This window comes from Halapricum salinum (assembly GCF_004799665.1).
Lineage (GTDB): Archaea > Halobacteriota > Halobacteria > Halobacteriales > Haloarculaceae > Halapricum > Halapricum salinum.
On record NZ_CP031310.1, the window covers coordinates 386,231 to 405,229 of the forward strand.

Genomic DNA, 18,999 nt, shown 5'->3' on the forward strand with positions numbered 1-18,999 from the left:
GCGAATCTCGAATCACCGTGACCGCTGGAGGGCGTGGAGAATGATCGCTGTGAAACACGAGAGAATCCCGGCCAGGAAAATCGCCATCGCGACGAACGCGTACAGAATCGTGCCACCCGGCGCGGTCGCCTGGAGCGCCCACAGTCCGACGCCGATGCCCAGCGCGACGCTCACCACGCCCGGGACACCGAGCGACAGGACCGGATGGCGTTGCTCGACCGTCGTGAGAACGCTGTGGACGAGCGTCAGCCCGTGTCTGAGCGGGTGTCGGCTGTTGGCGTCGTCGACGTCGTAGGTGACGGTGGTGTCGACTTCCTCGACGGTGTAGCCGCGATCGCTGGCGTGATAGAGGATGTCGGTGCTCGCGTCCATCCCGTCGCTCAGATCGGCCGCCGCGAGTGATGCGATCGCACAGCGGTCGTAGGCTCGAAATCCGCTCTGCGTGTCCGAAAGTCGTTCGCGAGCCGTGATCGCCCCCAGACTCAGGTTCGTCATGGCGTTGATCGTCGCGATTCCGACCCTGCGATACAGCGGGATCTCCCCGCGTGCGCCGTCGTGAAATCGGTTGCCGACGACAACCTCGGCGTCCGTCTCGCGCTGGGTCTCGACCAGCGACGGAATCTCCGCGGCCGCGTGCTGGCCGTCCCCGTCGAGGACGACGAGGTGGTCCGCACCGCGATCGGCAGCGGCCGCGAACAGCGTCTGCAACGCCGCCCCGTAGCCGCGGTTGCGGTCGTGTTCGAGTACCGTTGCGCCGGCCTGTCGGGCTCGTCTGGCCGTCCCGTCGCTGCTCCCGTCGGAGACGACGAGCACCCCGTCGGCGTACTCACAGGCCGACTCGACGACCGACCCGATCGTCGCCGCCTCGTCGTAGGCAGGGATCCCGACAAGAACGGCTGGTTCCGCCGCCGATTCGGGGACTGCCTCGACGACGCCTTCGGCACGCCTGTCGACCATCGCTTCGTAATCGATTCGCGGACACGCGGGCGTCTGGAGAACGACCGTCGTGTATCCCAACGCTCGGGCCGCCGCCGAGAGCTCGCGATGGAGGGCATCGACATCGTGACCACGAGTGTCCGAGTCCACGATCCGGACGTCCAGCTGCCGGGCGAACGCGACGCTCTCCAACTCCCCGGCGCCGGCGTGAGTGACCAGGACGTCGAAGCCGTGTCGACGGGCCCGGAGGATCGATCTGACGAGTGCCTCCGCGTTGTCCGCCGTCGCGACGAGTCCGACCACGCCGTCACTGGCCTGGGCCCCCATGCCAACCGTCGCACCACCGTGGCCGAGTCTCCGACCCCGGTCCCGACCGTCACCGCGCTCGGTTCCCTGCCAACCCATGACACCCCCTTCGACGGGCCCCGGTAGAAAAGTTTCGGATCGAAAACCATTCTCGGCGAACATGGAATCCCGATGGTTTAATGACAACATCCGCGAAAGGTGGCGTATGGACGATCTGCGGGGGGTTACGGAGTCCCTACTCGCCGAGCGACCGGAACTGGAGCCAGAATTCCGGGCATTGCTCGCCGTGGACGCAGACGGTCCCTGGACGTTCGACGACGTCCCGCTGGACTCCGGCACCTTCGGCGAAGTCGTCTCTCGCGGTCTCGTCGAGGAGGCGGCCGAGGGCTATCGGCTCGCAGATCGCGCGGCGATCCAGGCAGCCATCGAGGACGAGGCAGCCGACGCAGATCCAGACCGTTCGGCCGACCCCGAGAATCGGGTCGCGAAGGTCACCGATCGCCTCCGAGCGGTTCGCCCCTCGATCGATCGGCGTGCCGGCCTGGCGCTGGTCGTTGCGCTCGCGTGTCTGGTGGCAATCAGGGCCGGATTCGGCTTCGGGTCGGTCTTTCGAAACGGCGACGTCGTTCTCACGAGTAACGACCCCTACGCCTACTGGCGCCACGTCGAGGTGTTGCGGCTGGAGTCGGTGGGGTTGTTCGACCTCGGATCGTTACCACCCGCGATCGCCGAGAGCGACGTCCTCTTCGTGGTCGTGCTCTGGTGGAGCGCGAGCCTGCTCGGAGTCGAAACCGCGACGGTGCTGGCGTGGTACCCGGTCGTCGCCGCCGTCGTCGGCGGCATCCTCCTCTATCTCCTCGCTGTCGAACTCACGGCCGACCGACGAGTCGGTATCGCGTCCGTCCTCTTTCTCGCGATCACGCCGACACACGCCGTCCGTACGTCGCTAGGTTTCGGCGATCACGACGGCTTCGACCTGCTCTGGCTGCTATCGATCACGCTCGCGCTGGTCGTCCTCGCGCAACAGCGACGCGACGGCCGGACGAACTGGGGGGCTGCGACCGCACTTGGCGTCTCTATCGCGGCCCAGACGATGGCCTGGCGAGGCGCACCGATCTTACTCGCCCCGCTCGGCCTGTCCGCCGCCGCCATCGTCGTCGACGACGTTCGCGCCGGTCGGTCCCCACTGCGAGCCAGCACCGGGCTGCTCGCGGGATTCGGTCTGGGTGGCCTCCTGACCGTCGCCGCCCACGTCCTGCTGGGATGGCTCCCGCTGTTTCGAGCGGTCGCGCCAGCGCTGCTCTGTCTGGGTGCCGCCATGCTCGTCGGCCTCGCAGACGTCGCGAGTCGATTCGGCTGGTCGACGCGCCGGTTCGTCCTCGCCGAAGGAGTCCTCGGCGGTGTCGGTCTCGCCGCCGTGCTCGTCGTGCCACCGCTGGCCGGCCCGCTCTCGGGATTCGTCAGGTACTTCGAGACGACAGGAACTCGAAACATCGCCGAGACCGCCTCGATGTTCAGCGCCGAACACGGATCGATCGCCGCGCCGATCTTCCTGTTCGGACTGCTGTTTTTCCTCGCGATTCCGGTACTGGGCTGGCTCACGTTCCGCACGTACCGCGACAGCGAGCCGGGCTGGCTCGTGATCGTCGTGTACGGCTGGTACTTCCTGGGGTTCGCTGTGGTTCAGCTCCGGTTTACCGTCGTTCTGGCCCCGTTCGTCGCACTGCTTTCGGGGCTGTCGTTCGTCCACGCGACCGCCTGGCTCGATCTCGCTCGACCGATCCCGCTGTTCGAACCGCCGGGCACGCACCCACGCCGAGGGATCGAAATTCCCGAGCCCCGGACGGCCGCCCTGGTCGTCGTCCTGTTCGTGCTCGTCGGCGGTCTCTGTTTCGTGCAAGCTCCCCTCAGCGTTCAGGAACTCCGGATCGAGGATTCGACCTACGAGACGGGCACGTGGCTCGAGGAGTACACCGCGGCAGAGAACCTGACCTATCCCGAGGACACCGTCCTCGCAGTGTGGGATCGGGTCCGGGTCTACAACTACTTCTCGACGTCGCGGTGGGAACCGGGGCGGTACTCCCGGGACTACAGCCGGATGCTTGCCAGCCAGGATCCGACGGGCTGGTATCAACGGTTGCACACCAACACTGGCTTGATCGTCCTGTCCGCACCCAACGTGAACGCGCCGTCCGGAACGGTCGAAGCCGCGCTGGCCCGACCACTCGACGCGACGCCCTCGCTGACGACATCTCACTACCGGCTCGTCACCCTCCGGCCCGGCGACCGGATCGCTATCTATCGACTCGTCGAGGGCTACCGGATCACGGGCACGGGGCCGGCGGAGTCGACGCTGCCGATCCGGGCGTCCGTCACCGTCGGGGATCGATCGTTCCCGTATCGACACACGGCGACGACGAACGAGAGCGGCCACTACGCGCTCACCGTCCCCTACGAGGGCCAGTACCGCGTCGGCAATCGGACGATTCGCTGCAGTGAGTCCGGTTGCGTCGCGGCCGGGTGAGACGACTGCACTCTCGGTGATCTGTTCTCGCCGGCTATCGATAGCCGAGCGACTCCAGCCGGGACTTGATCTCGGACCCGACTTCCACCCGAGGCGTCTCCCCGTCGAGTTGGCCCAATCGGTCGGCGACGAACTCGTCGAGCACCGTCCTGAGCGAATCGTAATCGTCGTCAGATCCGTCCTGCGTCTCGGCCAGCAGTTCGCCCGTCTCGGTCGCACGCTCTTGACGGAGTGAAGACTCGGCCGTGCGCACGGCGAATCGACGGACGCCCTGATCGCGTTCGACCGCGACGCTCGCGAACACGCACCGGTCCGGATCGACGCGCCTGGGTACGCCGTCGTCCAGCAGCGACGTTCCGGCCATCGCGTTCCGCGACAGGCCGACGCTCTCGGCCAGCGTCGGCGCGACGTCGAGCGTGCTCACTGGCGACTCGAAGGTCGCGGTCGCACCCTCGGGCGTCGAGACGAACAGCGGGACGTGCAGCAGTTCCTCGCGGAGACGCCGCGGATGCGAGAAGAGCCCGTCTTCGCCGAGGAGTTCACCGTGGTCGGCCGTGAGGACGACCAGTGACTCCGAGAGCAGATCCCTGTCGTCGAGGGCGTCCAGAAACACCCCGATTTCGGCGTCGAGACATCTGAGTTCGTCGTCGTAGGCGTCCGCCAGAAGCGTCCGCTGCTCGTCGGTGAGCGTCTCGGGGGCGTTCCAGCTCCGCCTGAACAGCGATTCGGATTCGCTGGCCGACAGCGATCGATCCGCAAACCGCTCTGCCGGCGGGTGGTAGGGACCGTGGACGTCCATGTAGTGATTCCAGCAGAAGAACGGTTCGTCGTCTCCCGAGTCGATCCAGGAGAGGGCGCGCTCGTTGACCTCCGGGGCGCGGGCGTAGTACTCCCCGCGATCGAAGACGTACTTTTCGAGCGCCTTCTGGGCGAGCGCCAGCAGGCGGTTGCTACCGAGATACAGGTCGTCGAAGAACGCTTCGAACCCCTGGTCGTACCCGTACGCCCGGGAGAGAAACGGATTCGAGTGGAACGCGCCCGTTCGATAGCCCGCCTCCCGGAGGCGAGACGGAAGGGGATCGTCGAGTTGGCGATAGCCGTTGGCCGCGAACGCTTCCGGCCAGCGCCCGGTGACGATCGGCGGTGCAGCCTCCCGCGTCTGCGTGCTCACGGCGTAGGCCTGTGTGTAGTCGAGGTTCGCCTCGGCGAATCGATCGATTTCGGGTGTTGTCGGTCGGTCGTATCCTCTCGCGGAGAGGTGATCCGCCCGGAGGGCGTCGACGGTCAGGAGGACGAGGTTCGGCCGGGTCACGCTCGCTCACCCCGGTCGCGCTGTGGGATCGGCCGCTGTCCTTGTCCGACATCGTTCGTGCCGGGGACGTTGGCCGAGGACGGCCGTGCGCGGTCGTCCGCCAGGAGGGCGCGCTCACCCCAGCGTTTCAGCGCGACTACCACGCCGAACGCACCCGGGACGAACGTGCTGGCGTAGACGAGCAAGCGGCCAGCGGTCGGCTCGCGCTCGAAGGACTGGCGAACGTGGCGCCGCCCGGTACGCCGTGATCCCTCGAATAGAGCGGCGAGGCCGACCGTCCAGTGGTGGCTGGCCATCGAGGCGTTCCAGCAGCCGCGATCCCGAATCGTCGACTCGTGTTTCTCTCTGACGGCCGTGAGGTCGCGCGCCGCAGTCGCGGGATCGCGAGAGAGGGCGTCGTCGTGGATCGTCCGGTAACAGAGTACCTCCTGGAGCGTCTCGAAGCGCCAATTCTCGGCAATTCGAAGGTACAGATCCCAGTCCTGTTTGGCCGCCAGGGACTCGTCGAACCCGCCGACATCCTCCAGGCAGGCCCGCCGGACGACGATCCGCGACGGTGAGCCGACGACGTTTCGCCGACACAGCGCCTCGCGGAGGTCGCCCGTCGGCTTCGAACGCTCGGCCCGGAGGAGGTCACCCGTCGGCGAGACCGACGAGAGCAAGGAACTGACGACGCCGACGTCGTCGTCACAGCGGTCGAACGCCGCCAGTTGGTGGTGGAGTTTCCGCTCGTGCCAGCGGTCGTCGTCGTCCAGGAACGCGACGAAATCGCCGGATGAGGCTTCGATTCCGGTGTTCCGGGCCGCAGACAGACCCCGGTTTTCCTCGTGACGCTGGAGTGAGACTCGCGTCGACCGATCGGCGTACTTGTCGACGATGTCCGCGGCCGCGTCGGTCTCCGAGCCGTCGTCGACGACGACGACTTCGACGGGATCGTACGTCTGCCCGAGGGCCGTCTCGATCGCGCCCGGCAAGTACGAGGGCCGGTCGTAGGTCGGGATCACGACACTCACCAGCGGTTGCTCCGAGTCCTCGTTCACCCCAGTCGGGCTTTCCACAGCATTCTCACCCCGTCGTCCATCCATTGGATTGTCACTCGTCGGCGACGGTCTTGTAAATGTCGAGTATCGAACGGGCCACGTCGTCCCAGTGGAACCGCTGTTCGATCCGCTCGCGGTTCCGCCGGGCGACGGCCGCGCGCTCGTCCGGACGGTCCAGGTAGTGTTCGATCGACTCGGCAACGCGCCGTGGCTCGGGCGATTCGGGCAGGAGTCGTCCGTTCGTCCCCTGTTCGACTGCGTCGGGAATCGCCCCGACCTCGGTCGCCACGACGGGGGTACCGGCGGCCATCGCCTCCAGAACGACGGTCGGAAGCCCTTCCCACGTCCCGAGGAACGCGAAGACCGTGGCGGCCTGGTAGGCCGCTTGCAACTCCTCGAACGGGAGGTTCGACAGGAACTGGGTCCGATCGTCGGCCCGATTTCGGAGGTCGTCGAGGACCGACTGTTTGCCCGTTCCAACCACCAGCGCCTGCAGCTCTCGATCCGGCAGGTGATCGACGATTGCGTCGACGAAGCGCCGAGGGTTCTTCTCGGGAGTCAGGCGACTCACGTACAGGAGCGTCGGGACATCCGGGTCGAGTCGGTATCGCTCGCGAAACTGCGCCAGTGTCGCGTCCGAGACGGCGAACGTCTCGGGATAGATTCCGTTCGGAACGACGGAGACGGCCGACGGCTGGAGGTCGAAGCGGTCGAGGAGGTATTGTCGCTCGGGCACGCCCAGTGCGATCGTGTGATCAACGCGTTCGAAGACGTACCCGGCAAGCGGCCGATATGCGAGGTCGAGCCCACGGACGAGCGGTCCCGTGGCCTTGATGTTCGCCCCGTGGACGGTCATCACGACCGGGGCGTCTTCTGGGATGGCGTGTGCGGCCGACAGTGTCGACAGAAACCACGGGCTGTGGAGGTGATAGAGATCGTGGTCGCTGGATCGCACTCGCCTGTGTAGTTCGAGCGACAGTGGATTCCGCAGTAGCGACGCCGTCGTCTCGCAGTAGTAGACGTCCGACGCTGTCGTCAGCGGGCTGTCGTCGTTTCTCGTGCTCAGGTCGGTCGTGTACGTCGTCACAGTGTGACCGTTCGCTCGCGCGGACTCGGTTAGTCGGTGAACGTAGTTCTCGATACCGCCGATCGACGGCCGATAGCAGTGGGTCACCTGGGCTACGTCCACGACTCGTCCCTCCCTGCGTGGACGTCGAGATACTGTCCAGCGACGGTCTCCCACGACGGAATCGCCGGCGACACCGTTCGATCTGCCTGCCGGCGGATTGCACTCGCGAGGTCGGCCGTATCGCTCAAGAGTTCGCCACAGCCGTCGTACGCCGCCAGGACGTGCCGGTGGGCGGAGATATCCGAGAGAATTACCGGCGTCCCGCTCGCGAGTGCCTCCAGTGTCGCCATGGGCAGCCCCTCGTAGACCGAGAGACTGAGGAAGGCGTCAGCCGCGGAGTACCACGCCCACTTCTCGCGCTCGTCGACGTGTCCGCGAACGTGGACCCGGGGGTGGGTCGCTGCCCGTCGAACCTCGCCGTGCAGCGGCCCGTCACCGGCGATCACCGCATGCAGGTCCGGAATCGCCGCACAGGCGTCGCTCAGTCGCTCCGCACACACGACCGGTCGTTTCTGTGGCGTCTGACTGCCGAGTGCGAACACGAGGGTCGCGTCCGCCGGGGCGCCAACGTCCGCGCGGATCGAGTCGGCCGCACTTTCCAGATCCTCGTCGATGCTGGGTTCGGGACGGCCGTTGGTCACGTGGGCCGCCCTCCCCACGCCGAGGGTATCCAGTTCCTCCCGCAGGTGCGGCGCGACGACCGTGTAGGTCGGCCCGGCGTGATTTATCGAGTCGAGCCGTCGGTGAAACCAGCGTTCGAGACGGCTCGTCGCCCAGAGATACGGGAGTCTCCTGCGAGGGTAGACGCCCGCTCGCGCCAGTCGGTACTCCGCCGTCTCCGTGGTGTGAACGGTCACGAGCGTCCGTTTCCAGAAGGAGGCGTCGGGAACAGACGGCGAGAGTGGCTGGTGCATCCAGACGAGATCGTAGTCCTCACCGCCGCGCGCGAGGTCGCGAAGCTGTGTGTACCACCATCGAGCGATCCCCGGTACACCCACGGTCACTCCGGCGATCTGGGCCGGCTCCCCGTCACCGAGACGATACTCGACGTCGTGACCACTGGCTTCCCACTGACTGGCGACGGCGGTCGCCACCGCCCTGATGCCGTATCGATGCGGAGTGAGTACCAGACAGTTCATCGTCAGTTTCGATAGCGTCCACCGCAGGGCCACGTGTATCGACCGCGGAGACGGGGCCGGGTTTCGACGCGGTCCTGTTGGAATAGTTCACAGTCTGAGCGGACGGACATAGCAGTGACGTTTCCGAAGAGTGAGAACACGAAGCGTCACACTGCCGGCAGCCTCAAGCGTGTTCCTCGCCGTCCCACACGAAGATCACGTTCGACTGCTCGGGCCCTTTCGTCCAGACGACTCTGACGATCGCATTCGAGAGATCGAGCTCTTCGTTGGGTCCGAATGTTCCGCTTGTCTTCGTGAACTTGGATTTGCTCAGCAGGATCTCGTCGCCCGCAGAGAGGTCAGTCCCGACTGCCGCGAGCGAATTTCCAGTGTATTCGACATCCGTGCTGGTCCCGTCAGGGGCGACAGCTTGCGCACCGGTGACTTCGAGTGAGAGTTTCGAGGCCTCGATAGTATCGCCGGAGGCGTGAGAGATCGTAACCGAGGTGATGTGACCGCGCTCAGAGAGTTCGTAGTCAGTGTCGGACCCGAACGACGGCGCGTTCTGCACGTCCTCGTCGGCGAATCCGGTGAGAAAGACGGCAGCGACCGCTGCCAGTATCACGACGATCGCGACCATCAGAATCACCCCGATGACCGGGCTGACACCCCGTTCGTCCCCGTTCCGTAGCTGCTGCATGTACTCCATTCGTTCCTCTGTCTGCGGTCCACCAACAAATACCCACCCGAGTTTTTTCGCAGCCTGTAAACTGTGTCAGCAGGTGAAAATAGGAACAGCAGTCACTATCACGCCAGCGCCAGGAGCGCTTCGGGCGGCCCGCCAGGCAGTTCCGCCCGATCGTGCTCGGCTTCGAAGTCCGGATCGGGGCCTTTCGGGACGATCCGTTTGGGGCTGACGTCGGGATGAGTCGTGTAGTAGTGCTCCTTGATGTGGTCCATGTCGACCGTCTCGGCGACGCCGGGAGTTTGGTAGAGATCGCGCAGATACGGCCAGAGGTTGTCGTACTCTCGAACGAGGTTGTGATTGCACATGAAGTGCGTGTGATAGACCTCGTCGAAGCGCACGAGCGTCGTGAACATGCAGATGTCCGCCTCAGTCAGCCGATCGCCCGCGAGATACCGCTGGTCTTCGAGGACGGAGTCCCAGTGATCTAGCGCGTCGAACAACTCCTCGACGGCCTCGTCGTAGGCCTCCTGCGTGTCGGCAAAGCCCGCGCGGTAGACACCGTTGTTGATCGGCTCGTAGATCGCCTCGATGATCGCGTCGACGTCATCCTGGTAGCCCTCGGGATAGAGGTCGACGTCGCGCTCTGCGACGTCACCGAACTCGGTCGAAAGCATCCGCAGGATCTCTTTCGATTCGTTGTTGACGATCGTCTCTTCTTTGGTGTCCCACAGGACTGGAACGGTCACGCGACAGGTCGCGTCGGGATCGGCCTCGACGTACAGTTCCCGGAGATAGTCGCTGCCGTACAGCGAGTCCTCGGTGCAGCCCTCCTTCTCGGAGCTGAACTGCCAGCCATCCTCGTCGCGGAAGGGGTCGACCACGTCGACGCTGATCGCGTCTTCCAGTCCCAGCAGCGACCGGGCCAGCAGCGTCCGGTGGGCCCACGGACACGCGTAGGAGACGTACAGATGATAGCGCCCAGCTTCGGGCTGGAATCGCGCGTCGGGATCGTCCTCGATTTGGTCGCGGAAGGTGGTCTCCTGGCGCTGGAACGCCCCTCCCTCGTCGGTCGTCTCGAAGGCGTCTGTTCGCCACTCGCCGTCGACGAGCATGTTCATATCCCTCTCTTGGGCTGCCACCCCCAAAAGGACGCCAGTGACCCGGATGTAACCGTGTGAATCCGACCCACTCGACCGCCCGGGTTCGAAGCCCTTATTGGGGCGCTCGGCTACGTATCCGCCAAGAGTAACCTATGTCGGACAAACCAGCCTCGATGTACCGGGACATCGACAAGCCGTCGTACACCCGGCGCGAGTACATCACCGGAATCCCCGGTTCGAAGATCGCACAGCACCAGATGGGCGACAAGAACAAAGATCCGGACGACTACCCCGTCCAGATCAGCCTCATCGTCGAAGAAGAGGTCCAGTTGCGCCACGGCTCGATGGAAGCCTCGCGCCTGTCGGCCAACCGTCACCTGATCAAGGAACTCGGCGAGGGCAACTACAAGATGGTCCTCCGGAAGTTCCCTCACCAGGTCATCCGCGAGAACAAGCAGGCGACCGGTGCCGGGGCCGACCGTGTATCCGACGGGATGCGACAGGCCTTCGGGAAGATCGTCGGTACCGCCGCCCGCATCCAGAAGGGCGAGCGCGTCTTTACCGCCTACTGTGACGTCGACCAGGCTGACGCCGTCAAGGAAGCCTTCCGCCGTGCCTACAACAAGATCACTCCCTCGTGCCGGATCAAGGTCGAGCGGGGAGAGCAGCTTCTGATTGCGTAGGCAATCAGAAATCTGCTGTCACCGGTCGAAGAGCGCGGCGAAGAGCTACTGATCGCCTAAGCCCTCCTGGCGCGCTGGCGCGCGCCACTCGCCCTTAGTATTCCACCAGGTCCGCCAGCGCACGCGCCACGGCTGTGGCGCGGCGCATCTGGGCAACGCCTGCGCTTTTCGTAGCCGCTCGCGAGTTCGCGAGCGGCAGGCCTGCCCTTCCCCGGTTCGTGCGGTCGCGGCGATACCGCGACACGCACTTACGGCCACCGTAATCGTGGGAGGCCTGAGAAACGGCAACGTTGTCGTCTGTGGAGGACGATCAGTCCTGTGGCATCGCCTCGCCCGTCGGCGCTTCCGTCACTGCCTCAGGACTGTAGCGATCCCACAGCACCAGCAGACTCGGGAGGACGAGCAGACTCACCAGGAACGACGAGAGCAGCGCGATCACGACGATCGAGCTGAAACTCACGATCTGAGCCTGTGGGACGAGCGCCAGCGTCGCGAACGCGCCCGCGGAGGTCAGCGTGCTCCCCAGTAGCGCGCCGCCGGTCCCGGTGACCGCGGCGTCCAGGGCCTCGAAGGTCGTCTTGCCCTCGCGGAGTTCGTCGGCGAAGCGATCGCCGATGTGGATGTTGTAGTCGACGCCCAGCCCGATGACGAGACTCATCAGCAAGGCCGTCAGCAGCGTCAGCGGGATCCCCAGGAGGTACATCCCTCCGATGACTGTCCCCAGCACGAGTGCGATGGGGACCGCGACGACGAGTCCGAGCGTGGCACTACCGTGCATGACTCGGAAGACCACGGCCATCGTGAACGCGATCGCCGCCAGCGCGAGCGCCATCGTGAGGAGGATGCCACCGACGATCTCGTCCAGAACGGCCGCGTTGATCGCGAGACTCCCGGCCGGCGTCGCAGTCCGGTCACTGGAGCCTTCCATCTGTGCCGCCCCGTCCTCGAAGTTCGCGACAACGCTGTCAGGGTCGGTAAAGTCCGCGTCGACCGCGAACCGCACCAGCAGCGAGCGATAGTCGCCGTCCGTGCGCTCGATCACTCGACTGGCGAGATCGCTGTCGGCGGCGTAGAAGGCGTCGTAGACCTCTCGGAGGTTCCTGTCAGGGACGCCATCGCCGTCGGTGTCGGCGTCGTCGAACACCGTCTCGAACTCCGAGTTGCGCTGGGCGAGCGCGGCCATCGCCGTCACGGGTGACTCGACGGCCCGGACGCCCGGCTGGTCGACGAGGACGCCCCGATCTCGTATCGTCTCGACACCTGCCTGGAGATCGGTGAGTGTCCCGTCACTGGTGACGTCCCCTTCGATCAGGATTCGTTCCTGGATCGCGGCGTCGGCGGTCGCCGGTTGATAGGTTTCCTGGACGTGGTTCAGCTGCTCGGCGACGGGGTGTTTCTCCCAGCCGACCGGATCGGGCAACTGCTGTTTCCACTCGGCGACTTCGCCGTCGGGCTGTTGATAGCTCTCCTGGGCCAGACCGGTCCAGGCGAAGCCACCGATCGCACCGGCGACGAGCGCGACGACAAGCACCGCGGGTGCGCCGCGCCGAGCGAGCGTGACCGTCTTCGAGAGTGCAGGTCGCAGGAACCGACCGTGGCCGAGTGCCTGCTTGCGTCGACTCCAGCCGAGCCGTTCGAACAGCCCGTCGATACTGATCTTCAGCGCCGGAACGATCGTGACGAAGATCAACAGTGCTGCGGCCACACCGAGCGTGATCGCGATCCCGAGGTCGCGAATCTGATTCAGCGGGTTGACGACGTTCGACATGAATCCGATCGCCGCAGTTGCCGTGACGAGAATCAGCGCCGTCGCGACGAGTTTCACGCTTCGGTTCATCGGCTCGCGGATGTCCTCGTCCTCGCCGCGCTGTTCACGGTATCTGTTGAACACGTGGAAGCCGAAGTCGATACTCAGCCCCGTCACGAGGACGACCGGGACGATGCTGATCACGCCCGCAGCGACGCCGAGCCACCCGAGCAGGCCGAACATCCACATGATCGAGAGCAAGACACCGACCATCCCGACGACGATGTCGACCAGATCACGATAGGTGAACGCCAGCACTCCCAGGATCAACACGAGCGCGAACGGCAGGACGAGAAACGCCATCTCGGTGAAGAAGTGGCTGTTGTACGCGTTGTAGGCTGGCTGATTTAACACGAAGAACCCGGCCCCAGAGCGATCCTGTGCGGCCTCGTACAGCGCAGTCTCGACGCTCTCGTCGACGGCAGTCCCGTCGAGTGACACCAGCATGCGGCGGTCGGTCGCAGTCGTACTCGAGGAGTCGTGACCGGACGGCAACAGTCGGAGCGCCTGTGGATTCTCCAGCGTCTCCCCCACTACCTGTTCGACGTCGGCCGCGCTCGCGGTTTCGAGCGCCTCGATTTGCTCGTCGAGCGTCGGGTTCTGTTCGTCGGCCGCGCGAACGGCGACCATGTTCGCGATGTCGACGATTCCCTCGGGTCGGAGTGCCGCGGCGACCGACTCGTTGGCCAGGATGTCCTGCTGATAGCGGAGGCTCTCCAGCAGTGAGGCCTTCGAGAGGACGTTGCCGTCCGAATCTCGGACGTAGACTGTCGCGAGCGTCTGGTTCGTCTCGTTCTCGGAGCGCTCGTAGTTGTCCGCGATGTAGTTCGCCTTATCGATCGGTTCGAGATCCTGGAACGCCTCGGCGTCGGCACCGGCCTGGCTCTCGGTGTCCAACTGGGGAAGCCCACCGATCACGACGATCCCCGTGAGCACCAGCATCAACGCCAGCGTCAGGCGGTTGTGCTCCGTGACGAAGTCGACTGTTCTGGATAACGACTCGCGTATCATTGGTTGGTCTAGCAGCCACTTCACACACGAACCCCGTATAAACCCCCACCGAGTTACCACCCCAGAATTCGGGGAAAAGGTATATATAGGCTCGTCGGTCGAGAACGCGCTTCCGCGGCGTTTCAGGCCAGAAAGACGTGCCGCGGCGTGTCCGCCAGCACTTCCCGGCCCCACTGGACAGTGTCGCGAAAGTCTTCGGAGCGGAAGAAGGCCATCGCGTCCTCCTTTCCGTCCCAGCGCGAGGCGATGAACATGTCGTTGTCGTCTTCCTCGTTGACCAGCAGCGCGGTCTCGCGGTGGCCGTCCATCTCCGCGAGTTTTCCGCCCACGACGTCGAAGGTCTCGACGAACTCCTCGCGATAGTCTGGCTTGACGGTGTAGAACATGCCCATCGTGCCGAAGCCATCGCCCTCGCCGGCTTTGCGGACGATTTGGGGCAGGTCTTCGAGGAAGTCACTGGCCGTCTCGGCGGCGTCGCGGGTATCCCAGATGCTGACGACGGCGGCCGTCTCGCTGTTGGGGTCGTCGTAGACGGCGGTCTTGACGTGGGTATCGTAGTGTTCGAAGTTCGAGCGCAGGCCGTCGACCTCGCTGAACAGTTTCCGGACGTCCTCGGTCGAGTACAGCACGAGCGCGTAGACGTCCTCGCCGTGGGGCTGACCGGCGTAGATCCCTCGATCTGCGAGTTCCGCGCGAATGCTCTCTGCACCCGCATCTGTGACGTCGCCCTCCCCCTCGGGAGCCGCACCGAGCCACCCGCGCGCACCGGTGTCGATCCCGTCGAGGTCGGTCAGGAATCCGGAAGCAGTCTGGGCGGCGTCGTCGTTCGCCCAGACGCTGATCAGGACGGTCTGGCCCTGGCTGGCCCGGACGGTCGTCGTGACGTGGGTGTCGTAGTGATCGAAGTTCGAACGCAGACCGTCGACTTCGTCGACGAGGTCGGCGGCGTCGCGCTGTGTCTCGAAGATAAGGCCGTAGGACTCTGGCTCGTACTCCTCGCCCTCGTGGAGTCCCGCCCGACCCAGCCGAGTTTCGATGTCGTCGACTTCGGCGATGGCTTCACTCCAAGAGTCGGTCGTCGGCGGGCGACCGCCGCCGCTGCCCGGGTGGTCGCTGTCGTCATCGCCGTCTCCCTGTGAATCGTCAGCTTCGCCGTCTCCGTGCGGATGGTCGGCTTTCGACTCACCGTGTGGGTGGCCACCTTCGCCGTGCGAGTGCCCGTCCTCGGCAGTGTCGTGATCCCCTTCGACGGCGTCTTCGGGCGTCGCTGGCGGGTGATCCTCTGTTCCGTGGGCAGCGCTCTCCTCGCCCCAGGGCGTCGACAGTCGCTCACCTTCGAGGAACGAATCGAGGTCGGCGGGGTCGAAGCGGCGGCCGACCCAGAAGGGGCCGAACTCGGCGAACTTCGAAGAGGAGGGATCGAAGCGCATCTCGTACAGCAGGTCCTTCACATCGGTCATGTCGTCAGCGTAGAGGGTCACGCCCCACTCCCAGTCGTCCAGGCCGATCGATCCTGTGATCATCTGGGTGACCTTGCCCGCATATTCGCGGCCCACCTCGCCGTGGGCGTCCATGTGTTCCGCGCGCTCCTCGAAGGGGAGGTCGTACCAGTTGTACTCGGGGTCCCGGCGCTTGTCCATCGGATAGAAGCAGACGTGCTCCATCTCCGGGATCTCGGGATAGAGGCGCGAGCGCATGTACTTCGCCAGTCCCGAGTCGTCGTCCAGGTCGCCCTCGATGAACTCCCGGCCGCGGTCGGAGTAGCCCGACGCCTCCGTCACCGAGACGAACGAGCGGTCCTGTTCGGTGAACTGCGCCAGCGCGGTCTGTTCGAAGCGCCGTTCGAGCGCGTCGAGATCGGCCATCGTCGGGCGCAGATGGAGGATCATGAGGTCGCCCTTGTGGCCGAGCATCGAGAAGACGGCCGAGCGGCCCTCACTGGCGTCCTCGACGGTCGTCGCAGCCTGCAGGAACTCGATTCCCTCGTCGATGGCGCGGTCACGGGTGCGCTGGGGGGCCTCGGCCCAGGCGTCCCAGTCGATCGTTCGAACGTCGTGGAGTGCGTACCAGCCTTCTTCGGTTGGGGGTGCTTCGCGTCGCTCTCCGGTCATGGGCGTCGCTTGGGGCGAGACGGTAAGGAACCTTGCCTTTCGTGGCTCTCGGCCTCTCGCCTTTCGTCACTCCTCTGCGACCGGAATCGCCGTCGCTCGCTGATAGCCATCTGCGTCCTCGACACGCTAGCCGCCGTCGGGAAGGACCTTCTTGGCTGGACACCCCGGGAGAAACGAGCCGGCGACGTATCCTGTCGCACCGCCGAATCCCGCGCCGATCCCGGCCCCGAGCGGGCCGGCTTTGCTGCCGAGTTTCGCGCCGATCGCTGCGCCCGTCTGGGCTGCCTCTTCGCGCTTCGAGGAAGGCCACACCATACGGCTGGGTTGTGCCCGATCCGACAAGATGATTGGCGCTCAGGCCAGCAACTGCGGCCCGAACAGCATCAGGATCAGGCTGATCCCCATGATCAGTCCGATCGAAATAGTCACGGTCTGAACGTGCTCGCGGCGGTTCAGCGGCGTCCGCGAGAGGATCGCCTCGGTGCTCGCCCGCAGGAGGTGGCCCCCGTCCAGCGGGAACGCCGGAATGCAGTTGAACAGCCCGAGGTTGAAGTTGACCCAGCCCGTCCAGAACAGCAGGTTCGCGGCCAGGAAGACGCCACCCCCGAGCGGTTCGAGCGGCCCCTGGATCGTGTAGAACTCCGTGACGGGGCCGATGAAGCCGGCGAAGTTGAATCCGAGCGTCGGATCGGCCACCGCCGCGAACGGCAAGACGAGAATCGTGAACATAACGATCGCGAGCGAGCCGTCCGCGAGGCCACCCAGCAGGCCCTCACCCGAGACGACACCGAGGAACGGCTCCGCCGGGTAGACCCGGATTCCGAAATCGTTGACGACGACGCCGCTATAGCCCGGCTGTAGGAGCGAGACGCCGAGCAGCGCACCGTCGGTCCGGGAGTTCTCACCCAGTTCGACCTCTCGGGTCTGGCGCTCGTCGTCGACGAATAACTCGACGTCGACGACTGTTCCGGGTTCGATGTCTTCCAGCACGTCCTGCATCGACTCGTCGTCGACGATCCGTTCGCCGTCGATCCGCGTCACGACGACCGACTCGCCTGCCGGCGCGCCGGCGTCGGCGAGTGGCCCGCCGTCACTGATCGAACTCGCGTATGCTCCCACTGGTCCGGTGACCGTCGAGTTATCGGCCAGTTCCAGCGTCGCGACCGAACGATTCGCGAGTGCGTTTCCGAATGCGTTTTCAGTCCCGACCTCGGTGCCGTTGACGGCGACGATCGTGTCTCCGGCCGCGACGTCGAGGGGGCCGTCCGCGAGCGCCTGCGTGACAAGTACCGCGCGGTCGACCTGTCTCGTCTCGCCGTCGCTGGTCGTCACCGCGACCCGTTCGTCACTCGTGTTCGCGAGCAGCGCATCGAGGTCCTCGGCGTCCTCGACGGTCGTCCCCTCCACCGCGGTGACGACGTCGCCGTTACCCAGCCCGGCCTCGCGAGCCGGGGAGTCGGGCAGCGTCCCACCGACGGGGACGCCACTGGCGACGGCGATCGAGCCCGTCACCGGCCCGAACAGGAGCGCGAACGCGATCACAGTGATCGCGAAATTGTTGGTGACTCCGGCGGCGAACATCCGCGCCTGCGCCCCGCGGCCCGACGCTTTACGGTCCTCCTCGTCGGGTTCGACGAACGCGCCGATCGGAATCAGTGCAAAGAGCGCGATGCCCATCGAATCGATCTCGATATCTTCGACCCGGCAGAGCAGGCCGTGGCCGCCCTCGTGGACGACCAGCCCGACGAGCAACCCGAAGATGATGTCGGGCGCGGCCGACAGCGGCAGGAAGTCGTTGACGCCCGGGATGACCAGCGCGTTCTTCGGCTCCTGGATCGGGTTGGCCGTCGGCTGGAGGACGTTCTGGTAGGCCGAGAGCAGGACGATCAGGAACAGGCCGATCAGGAACACGAGGGCGATCCCGAGCCCGAGATTACCCCACGCCCGCCAGAACCGCTCGCGTTTGGCGAGCCGATCGAGAAACTTCTTTCCCCGCTGGGTGTGGATCGTCGTCAGCGGTCCCGAGACGTGGATAAACTCCGGCAACACGCCGCGCTGTCGCAGCGTCATCGCGACGACTGTGTACAGAAGCACGCCGGCCAGCACCAGCGTCAGCGTCGACACCATTACCGGGAACCTCGGGACACGTCGTCAAGAGGGTTGTGTTGGCCGGACGCGGGCAGCCCCACACCCCGCCGCCGGCGTCGAGACTCGTCAGACTCGCTCGTCGGGATCGTGACGCGCGGCCATCCGCTCGGCTTCGGCAGCATAGCGTTCGCGCTCCTCGGAATCAGCGACGGGTTCGAGTCGGTCGACGTCGACGTCTTTCGCGGCAGTGGGCGGTTTCTTGGCCAGCAGGGCCGAAGAGAGCTGCTGGGTGACGTGGCGTTGTCCGTCGGGCGTCGCGTAGACCAGCGTGATCAGATCCTCGTCGAAGTAATCTCGGGCGACGAGCCAGCACTGGACGGTGTCGGTCATGCCCAGTCGTTGCAGGCCGGGGAGATTGTATCCTCCGACTCCTGTCGGGTGGGTTGATCGCAGCGAGGCCCCCACCGTTTTGAACCAGTACGTCCTACTGGCACGCGATGAGTCGCTGGAGCGAGCGCGTCGACGACCTGCTGTACGACGGTGAAACGGTCGACGAGCAGGTCGAGATCGGCACGTCGAGTGTGGTCGTCACCAGCCACCGCGTGCTCGCGTTCACGCCCGAGGGCGACGGCGCGAACTTCCAGCAGGTCGACCGGCCGAACGTCACCGGCGTCAGCCTGCAATCGGGCGGCGAATCGAAGTTCCTCAGACAGGCTGCTCGCGCGGCGATGTACGGCCTCGTGCTCATCGTCGCCGGCCTACTGCTGCCGATCGACGACGTCCTCTCGGGCGTCGGGCTGCCCTCATCGACCGGGCAACTCGGGATCGGCGGGGTCATGGGCATGTTCCAGCAGATGCTCTCGCTACTGCGCAATCTCGACGACTTCATGCGCCTGGTCGGCGCGCTGCTGTTGCTCTTCGCGATCGTTCCGATGGGCGTCTACCTCTGGACGCGCGGGCAGACTCTCGAAATCGGCGTCGCCGGCGACGAGCCGATCCGAATCCAGGCCCCCGAAACCGAGGGCGAAGCGATCGCCGAGCGGCTGGAGTCGGTGATTCTCCCGGCGGGCGTCTCGGGCGAACCCGACAGCCGGCTCGGGTCGCTGCTGGGGTGAGTAACGGGGGACGCGACCACGGTCCCGCACG

Annotated in this window: 15 protein-coding genes; 3 read left to right on the plus strand and 12 right to left on the minus strand. The window is 65.5% G+C overall.

Going from position 1 to position 18,999, the window contains the following annotated elements; genetic code table 11:
• Positions 1 to 12 precede the first annotated feature (12 nt).
• Positions 13 to 1,341, minus strand: a complete 1,329-nt coding sequence (locus DV733_RS01855; protein ID WP_161569334.1) for a glycosyltransferase family 2 protein — start codon at positions 1,339 to 1,341, stop codon at positions 13 to 15.
• 106 nt (positions 1,342 to 1,447) lie between these two features.
• Here DV733_RS01855 and DV733_RS01860 point away from each other — a divergent pair, with 106 nt between their 5' ends.
• A complete protein-coding gene (locus tag DV733_RS01860; protein WP_049993487.1) occupies positions 1,448 to 3,766 on the plus strand; it encodes an STT3 domain-containing protein in 2,319 nt (772 codons plus the stop codon).
• 34 nt (positions 3,767 to 3,800) lie between these two features.
• On the opposite strand, the gene DV733_RS01865 is transcribed toward DV733_RS01860, so the two are convergent.
• From DV733_RS01865 to DV733_RS01890, 6 genes are all read right to left on the minus strand, one after another.
• On the minus strand, positions 3,801 to 5,078 hold the full coding sequence (locus DV733_RS01865; protein WP_049993488.1) for a sulfatase: 1,278 nt from the start codon (positions 5,076 to 5,078) through the stop codon (positions 3,801 to 3,803).
• Complete coding sequence (locus DV733_RS01870; protein WP_049993489.1) at positions 5,075 to 6,163, minus strand: glycosyltransferase family 2 protein; 1,089 nt, start codon at positions 6,161 to 6,163, stop codon at positions 5,075 to 5,077. The genes DV733_RS01865 and DV733_RS01870 overlap by 4 nt, the downstream gene beginning before the upstream one ends.
• A gap of 7 nt (positions 6,164 to 6,170) precedes the next feature.
• Positions 6,171 to 7,307, minus strand: coding sequence for a glycosyltransferase family 4 protein (locus DV733_RS01875; protein WP_049993490.1), 1,137 nt, complete (start codon positions 7,305 to 7,307; stop codon positions 6,171 to 6,173).
• Positions 7,298 to 8,419, minus strand: coding sequence for a glycosyltransferase family 4 protein (locus tag DV733_RS01880; protein WP_049993491.1), 1,122 nt, complete (start codon positions 8,417 to 8,419; stop codon positions 7,298 to 7,300). The genes DV733_RS01875 and DV733_RS01880 overlap by 10 nt, the downstream gene beginning before the upstream one ends.
• A 130-nt stretch (positions 8,420 to 8,549) precedes the next feature.
• Positions 8,550 to 9,074, minus strand: coding sequence for a type IV pilin (locus DV733_RS01885; protein ID WP_049993492.1), 525 nt, complete (start codon positions 9,072 to 9,074; stop codon positions 8,550 to 8,552).
• Positions 9,075 to 9,172: 98 nt separating this feature from the next.
• Positions 9,173 to 10,171: a glutathione S-transferase family protein gene (locus DV733_RS01890; RefSeq protein ID WP_049993493.1), complete on the minus strand. Its 999-nt coding sequence runs from the start codon at positions 10,169 to 10,171 to the stop codon at positions 9,173 to 9,175.
• Between the two features lie 134 nt (positions 10,172 to 10,305).
• On the opposite strand from DV733_RS01890, the gene DV733_RS01895 reads away from it, so the two are divergent.
• The gene (locus tag DV733_RS01895) at positions 10,306 to 10,836 is read left to right on the plus strand and encodes a 50S ribosomal protein L16 (protein WP_049993494.1); all 531 of its coding nucleotides are present in this window, start codon (positions 10,306 to 10,308) and stop codon (positions 10,834 to 10,836) included.
• Between the two features lie 310 nt (positions 10,837 to 11,146).
• Here DV733_RS01895 and DV733_RS01900 read toward each other — a convergent pair whose 3' ends face one another.
• From DV733_RS01900 to DV733_RS01920, 5 genes are all read right to left on the minus strand, one after another.
• Positions 11,147 to 13,654 carry an efflux RND transporter permease subunit gene (locus DV733_RS01900; protein ID WP_049993495.1) on the minus strand — a complete coding sequence of 836 codons (2,508 nt, stop codon included), beginning with the start codon at positions 13,652 to 13,654 and terminating at the stop codon, positions 11,147 to 11,149.
• Positions 13,655 to 13,776: 122 nt separating this feature from the next.
• Positions 13,777 to 15,765, minus strand: a complete 1,989-nt coding sequence (locus tag DV733_RS01905) for a heme-binding protein (protein WP_049993496.1) — start codon at positions 15,763 to 15,765, stop codon at positions 13,777 to 13,779.
• 126 nt (positions 15,766 to 15,891) lie between these two features.
• Positions 15,892 to 16,080, minus strand: a complete 189-nt coding sequence (locus tag DV733_RS01910) for a hypothetical protein (protein WP_049993497.1) — start codon at positions 16,078 to 16,080, stop codon at positions 15,892 to 15,894.
• Between the two features lie 39 nt (positions 16,081 to 16,119).
• Positions 16,120 to 17,892 (minus strand): site-2 protease family protein, encoded by a 1,773-nt coding sequence (locus DV733_RS01915; RefSeq protein WP_049993498.1) that lies wholly within the window; start codon positions 17,890 to 17,892, stop codon positions 16,120 to 16,122.
• 87 nt (positions 17,893 to 17,979) lie between these two features.
• Positions 17,980 to 18,243, minus strand: coding sequence for a hypothetical protein (locus DV733_RS01920; protein ID WP_049993499.1), 264 nt, complete (start codon positions 18,241 to 18,243; stop codon positions 17,980 to 17,982).
• 107 nt (positions 18,244 to 18,350) lie between these two features.
• Between DV733_RS01920 and DV733_RS01925 the strand changes: the two genes are divergently transcribed.
• A complete protein-coding gene (locus DV733_RS01925; RefSeq protein ID WP_049993500.1) occupies positions 18,351 to 18,968 on the plus strand; it encodes a hypothetical protein in 618 nt (205 codons plus the stop codon).
• Positions 18,969 to 18,999 lie beyond the last annotated feature (31 nt).